The following is a 6,127-nucleotide window of genomic DNA, read 5'->3' as shown; positions in this document are numbered from 1 at the left end:
GCTCTTCGGCCCTATCGGGCACATCCCGCCCGCTGAGGCCGAAGACAATTACTATGCAGCCCTCGAGAACCTCGATATGGCTGCATAGCCCAATGAAAACTGCCTCCTGAAAACCCGGGGCGCTTCAGGCGACGGGGCAACACAATGTTGCCTTCTCATGCCGTTTTTAGCGAACTGCCCAGGTAACCCATGGATCGAGGCGCTCGCCGATCAGGTCGGCGCTGCCCCCTTCGCGATCGACCGCTTTCGGTTAGATACGACGTTCAATGAAGCCTTTCTGAGCGACCGGGTCTGGTCGCGACCTGCCGGATACCGGACAGTCCGGACCTGGTAACGCGAAATCGGCGGCTGAACGACCGCAAAGGGTCGTCCTAGGAAGGCGGCTTAAAGGGGCGGCCTGGCATTTGAAACTGCCATGACTTCCGGTGCCGACCGTTCCCTTTCACGGGCAAAACAATCGGCACCCTTATTCCCGCCTCCGGCCGAGCTCTTCACGGCCTGGCCTTAGGCAAGTGAAAACCTCGATGTCGGGGCATGATGCGTCAGTTCAGCGATTTCGCCATCAATCGCTCCAGGCGCTCCGCAAAAGCGCGAGGATCGGTGGGTGGCTGACCTTCAGCGATGCGCGCCTCGTCGAGGAGCAGAAAGGCGAGGTCGCTCTTCTCTGCGTCGCTGGCCCCGGGCTGGCCGAGCTTGGCGATCAGTGCATGGCCGGCATTGACCTCCAGCACCGGCTTCGCCCGTTCGGGCGCCTGTCCGGCCGCTGCCAGCATCCGCTCGAGTTGTAGGTCCATCGCGCTTTCCGATGCGACGATGCACACGGCGCTGGTCGTCAATCGGTCGGAAACCCGGACATCGGACACCTGTTCGGCTAGGGCGTCCTTGGCGAAGCTGATGAAGCTGCTCACATCCTCGCTCGGCGCGTCCGTCGCTGCGCTGCCTTCAGCCAGCGGGATCAGGCTGAGGTCGGTCGCGCCTTGGGTCACCGACTTGAAGGGCTTGCCGTCATAATCCACACCAACGGTCGTCCAAAAGCTGTCGACTTGGTCGGGCAGCAGCAGAACCTCGATCCCGCGCGCCTTGAAACCTTCGAGCTGTGGCGATTTGGCGATGCGATCGAGATCGGTCCCGGTCGCATAATAGATCGCGGTCTGGTTGTCCTTGAGGGAAGCCGCATAGTCCTTCAGCGAGCGCCACTCGCCATTCGACGTGCTGGTCTTGAACCGGGCGAGGCCCAGCAACGACGCGCGCCGCTCGAAATCCTCATAGAGGCCTTCCTTGAGCACCGCCCCGAAATTCTCCCAGATCGCGCCATAGCGGTCAGCATCGCTGATTGCGATCTTGTCCAGTTCCGACAGGATGCGGTTGCTCACGCCCTTTTGAATCGCGGACAAGACGGGGCTGTCCTGGATCATTTCACGCGACATGTTGAGCGGCAAATCTGCGGAGTCGACAAGGCCCCGCACGAAGCGCAGGTAGCGAGGCAGGATTTCCGCCTCGTCGGTGATGAAGACGCGGCGGACATAGAGCTTGATCCGTCCCTTGCGATCGGGATCGAACAGGTCGAACGGCTTGGTTTCGGGGATGAAGGTCAGCACGGAATATTCGTGCCGCCCCTCCGCGCGATAGTGGAGCGTAAGGGCGGGCTTATCGAACTGGCCCGCGACGCTGCGGTAGAAGTCGGCATAATCCTCTTCGCTGATATCCGACTTCGCCTTGGTCCAAAGTGCCGCCCCATCAGCGACCTGTCGCTCTTCCTCCTCGCTGCCCAGTTCCTTGATGAAGATAGGCACGGGGACATGGCCTGACTGCGCCTTCACGATCCGCTCGACCGTGTAACGCTCGGCATAGGTCTTGGCATCATCCAGCAGATGCAGTGTAACCCGCGTACCGCGCGCTGGCGCCTCCGCCTTGTCGACTGGCGCAATCGTGTATGTCCCGAGGCCGTCCGACGACCAACTGGCGGCCTCATCAGTTCCTGCACGCCTCGACACGACATCGACATTCCCCGCCACCATGAAAGCGGAATAGAAGCCGACGCCGAACTGGCCGATCAATTGCTGGCCTTCACCATTCTTGTCAGCGGTCAGCTTGTCCATGAAGGCCTTGGTCCCCGATCGCGCGATCGTGCCCAGCGTTTCCCCCATGTCGGCGGCGCTCATGCCGATACCATTGTCCTCGACGACGATTGTCCCGGCTTCCTTGTCGAGCACCAGAGTGATGCGCGGCTGGGGATCGTCGCCGAACAGGGCTGGATCTGAAATTGCCTCATAGCGCAGTTTCTCGCACGCGTCGGCCGCGTTGGAGATCAACTCGCGAAGGAACACGTCCTTGTCGGAATAGACCGAGTGCACCATCATATGCAGCAACTTCGAAACATCTGCCTCGAAGGCATGCGTTTCAGGGGCGCTCACGGTGTCGGTCGTCATGGGTCTTCGCTCTCTCATATGGCAGACTGTACGACGGTCAGATGGATCGAATGCGATTTCCATTCAAGAGGTGAGCTTCAAAGCACCGCCCGTCTTGGCCCTGCCTGTCAAAAGCGGTTCCAATCAGAATTTTGTCGCAACCTTCATTTCTCAGCAATCCAGCGCAAGGATCTTTCGGTCTCAACGTCACAGTGGGCATGGCGATTTTCCCTGATTGGCGCCTTGTTCAGTTGCGCCAGGGCGGGCTCATTTTGAAAGCGTCGCGACACCCAGGCATGCTTGATCTTGCTTGTGCCGGACTTGTCTGGGGCTTCCTGCACCACCCCTTCAGGCCATCACCGACGCCACAAAGAACGCAGCCTGGCAGCACCTCTGACCCGTGCTAACGTGAAGAAGCTGACTGACTGGAATCAGGAACGAGAAATTAGGCCATGAATGTCTCAGAAGGGTCGGTGACAGAAGGGCTTCTCTCGGCCCAAAAACGCGAGAATTAACTGCTAGTCCGCATGGTCGATGCTATATCGAAACTAAAGCTTGACGATAAATCTATATAAGTAGATTTATGGTGCATGCCTCGAACACGCGCGCTCTCGCCTCACGCCCGGATGCTCCTTGCCATCTTGCTAAGTGCAGGATCCAAGTGGTCTCATGGTTATGAGCTGTCACGGCGTGCCGGAGTGAAATCCGGCACGCTTTACCCCCTCCTCATCCGCCTAGAGGGGCAGGGCTATCTCGAAGCTCAATGGCAGCAGTCCACTGAAGTAGGGCGGCCGCCACGGCACGCCTATCGACTGACCGCGAGCGGTGTGCAACTTGCCCGCGCTAATCCTCCAAGCCAGGCAGCCACTATAGCTTGGGACAACGGGGCGGTGGTCATATGAGAAATGGCTTACGCCGTAGCGTCATCAATCTTGCATGCGCTGCCGTGCAAGATTTGCTGCCTGCCTCGATGCAGACCTGGGGATTGGCGGTCCGCTACGAGGCCGCCGCTATCCCGGATGATACCGAGGCGCTCATGTTTACGCTTGGTAGCTTATGCGGACTGATACCTCGTGCCGTTGCATCACGTCTTCTCAAACCATTTGTCTCCCTTGCGGGAGAGTATTCGGAAGGACCGACCATCATGAGCATGCTCGACGGCAGGCGACCTCGCGCGCTTGGAATCATCTGCGTGATCACCGCCGTCGTGCTAGGTATTTTCTATATGGCATTCGTTGGCGCGCCAGCGCGCTATCTAGGAGTTAATGTCGGCGCATTCGCTATCGGTCTGTCGATGCTGGCACTGCTCGACCGCACTGCTGCAGCTAGTCAGCGATGGGGAGACGGTGTGAGCATCGCAATGGCGATTGCGATGCTAGCAACAGCTCTTTTCGGCTCCGAAGTAGACGGGGCAGCACGCTGGGTGAACCTCAGCGGGGTGGCCATTCAGCCGAGTCTGATCTTAATGCCCGTGATGCTTGTCACTTTCTCGCGGATCCGTAGCGTGTTGGCGACTATCAGCATCATCGCTGCGGCTGTCGCAATGGCGCTGCAACCAGACCGAGCGATGGCCGGAATGCTCGCGCTCTGCCTTGCCACACTAGCAGTCATTCGCCCTGACAGACATGTTTGCCTCGCGTTGGCGGCCAGCATTATCAGCTTCGCGGCAACACTGGTTCGGCCTGATACGCTGCCAGCCGCTCCCTATGTCGACCAGATTCTCTACTCGTCGTTCGGCATTCACGCCGCTGCCGGCCTCGCAGTGCTGGGTGGCCTGGCGATGCTTCTGGTCCCGGCGATAGTGGGTTGGAGTCGGGATGCCGCCCACCGCACGATCTATTGCGCGTTTGGCACCGTCTGGTTCGCCGCAATCACTGCAGCTGCTCTGGGCAACTATCCGACACCAATCGTGGGTTATGGCGGGAGTGCCATCATCGGCTATGTGTTGAGCCTTTGGGCGCTGCCGAAACTGTCCGGTGTCCGTGAAGGGGCTGCTGAGCTCGCGCGTGGCACAATGGATGAACCCTCGTCCAACGCGCACCTGTTCGTTGCGTTGGCCTGATCACTTGGCAGCATTCGCTGTATCGGGCGCCTACTGGAATTGCGGACCGTCCGCATCTGATGAATAGAAATTAGCTTTTGGGTGTCCGATTAGGGTCGACATAGGCAGAACGACAGCACGCCGAAGGTCGCGCCTTGGAAGAATCTGGGTTTAGCCTGACAGTATGTCACTTCCTCGTCATAGTTACTTAACGGTATCGCTTCGGATCTCGCCATGCGCAAAAACCGCAAATAGGCCTGTCCCGCCGATGACATTACCTACCAAGGCCGGTTGAATAAAGTCGACTACCATCATCTCGGACGCGATTACCCGATGTGGGAGTTGAAATGTGAACTTGGGAAACTCTAACAACGTTCGAATGATCGCTCAAGTTTGACTAGATTGATCGACCTGACGATCCCCTCAAAGTCAGTTTGCAAGCGCGACCATGCGGCAATGGTCAAGATAGCCCGCTTCGTGCCGCGCGGCGAGAGAAACTATGGCTTGCCAGAGCCAGGACGGGGCATCCAACTCGCTCGACCGGCCGTTGCGTAACGATGCTAGCCATGCGCGCCGTGTCGAGATGTCCATTTGCCGCCCGTGCGCCTTGCCTACGACGAAAGCTAGATATCGCGCAGCCTTTAGTGCCTCGGCTCGCGAAAACTGCTCCGCCTCGATCTTGAGATCCTGGGGCATCAGTTCCCGCACGAATATCGAATGACCAAGCAGTGTCGCGGTAGCCATGCGCTCGCCTAGATGCGGGGACAAGGCACGCGCCGCAGCAAGCACGCGTTCGGCCGGATCGTCCGGCATATGTGCGCCAGATGCCACCGGCGCGACGGGGGCAACAGCTTCCTTCAGATCCACCAGCGCATAGTCCGCGCGCTTCTTCCCGTTCAACGCTACGATGGCAGCAAAGCGCAGAAGGCCCAGCGAACTGCATCCTTTCATCCAATAGGCAGCGTCCGCCATCACAAGTGTCCGGTCCTTGCTACGATGATCCAGCGATAGGATCATGTTGCTGACCGGCGGATGCGTGACGACATCGCGCAGAGCGGAATATTCCGCTCCGTCCAGCGGCCAGAAGCGCTTGCCCAGAGGGATAACAGGTTGGACGGCCTCCAGCCGCTCTTTCGCCAGATGGCGCCATTTGCGGTTGAGTGCGCGGCGGCGAACCGTGTGCACCGCCTCCGGCTCGTCCTGCGCCTGATCCTCATCCTCGTTCGGTTCTGTGAAGGCATGGGCATAGCCTGCGACCATCTCCTCCATCATGCGCGCGGTGACGACGCCAGGCAGATCGGAACCGCGCGCGGCCATGGCAAGCGACAGGCCTAGACGAATGAGATCATGGGCGGGATTGCCGATGACTGCCTGATCGAGGTCTCGGATCTGGATCGCTACATTACCGTCACTGTCGGCCAGCGGGCCGAGATTGCCGAGGTGACAATCGCCGCATATCCATATCGGCGGGCCTTCCGGCACAAACCGGGCGACGCTGGCATCCGCGAGCCATTCGTAGAAGCGTGCGGTGTTACCGCGCACAAAGGCATGTGCCGATCGCGCCATTTTCAGATCGCGGCGGGTATGGAGATAAGGAATGCGATCTGCGGGCGCGAAAGGCTTCATCCAGACACTAACGAGCAACAATCCAGACCGTTCCGGCAGCGTCACATATGTT

4 protein-coding genes are annotated in these 6,127 nt (G+C 59.3%); 2 read left to right on the top strand and 2 right to left on the bottom strand.

Annotated features, from left to right (window positions below):
* Positions 1–542 precede the first annotated feature (542 nt).
* Entirely contained in the window at positions 543–2,429 is a 1,887-nt protein-coding gene (gene htpG / locus F4U94_RS21865) for a molecular chaperone HtpG (RefSeq protein ID WP_120252885.1), read from the bottom strand.
* Positions 2,430–2,998: 569 nt separating this feature from the next.
* On the opposite strand from htpG, the gene F4U94_RS21860 reads away from it, so the two are divergent.
* Together F4U94_RS21860 and F4U94_RS21855 are read left to right on the top strand one after the other, a co-directional pair.
* Positions 2,999–3,310, top strand: a complete 312-nt coding sequence (locus tag F4U94_RS21860; RefSeq protein WP_120252886.1) for a PadR family transcriptional regulator — start codon at positions 2,999–3,001, stop codon at positions 3,308–3,310.
* Positions 3,311–3,552: 242 nt separating this feature from the next.
* A complete protein-coding gene (locus F4U94_RS21855; protein WP_120253521.1) occupies positions 3,553–4,470 on the top strand; it encodes a hypothetical protein in 918 nt (305 codons plus the stop codon).
* Between the two features lie 408 nt (positions 4,471–4,878).
* Here F4U94_RS21855 and F4U94_RS21850 read toward each other — a convergent pair whose 3' ends face one another.
* Positions 4,879–6,075, bottom strand: coding sequence for a DUF2252 family protein (locus F4U94_RS21850; RefSeq protein WP_120252887.1), 1,197 nt, complete (start codon positions 6,073–6,075; stop codon positions 4,879–4,881).
* Between the last annotated feature and the right edge of the window lie 52 nt (positions 6,076–6,127).

This window comes from Sphingobium limneticum (genome assembly GCF_008710155.1).
Lineage (GTDB): Bacteria > Pseudomonadota > Alphaproteobacteria > Sphingomonadales > Sphingomonadaceae > Sphingobium > Sphingobium limneticum.
This window is presented reverse-complemented; position numbering and strand designations above follow the sequence as displayed.

Excerpts from the sequence above, each read along its gene's own strand:
- htpG (WP_120252885.1), bottom strand. The coding sequence starts at position 2,429 with ATGACGACCGACACCGTGAGCGCCCCTGAAACGCATGCCTTCGAGGCA.
- F4U94_RS21860 (WP_120252886.1), top strand. The coding sequence starts at position 2,999 with ATGCCTCGAACACGCGCGCTCTCGCCTCACGCCCGGATGCTCCTTGCC.
- F4U94_RS21855 (WP_120253521.1), top strand. The coding sequence starts at position 3,553 with ATGAGCATGCTCGACGGCAGGCGACCTCGCGCGCTTGGAATCATCTGC.
- F4U94_RS21850 (WP_120252887.1), bottom strand. The coding sequence starts at position 6,075 with ATGAAGCCTTTCGCGCCCGCAGATCGCATTCCTTATCTCCATACCCGC.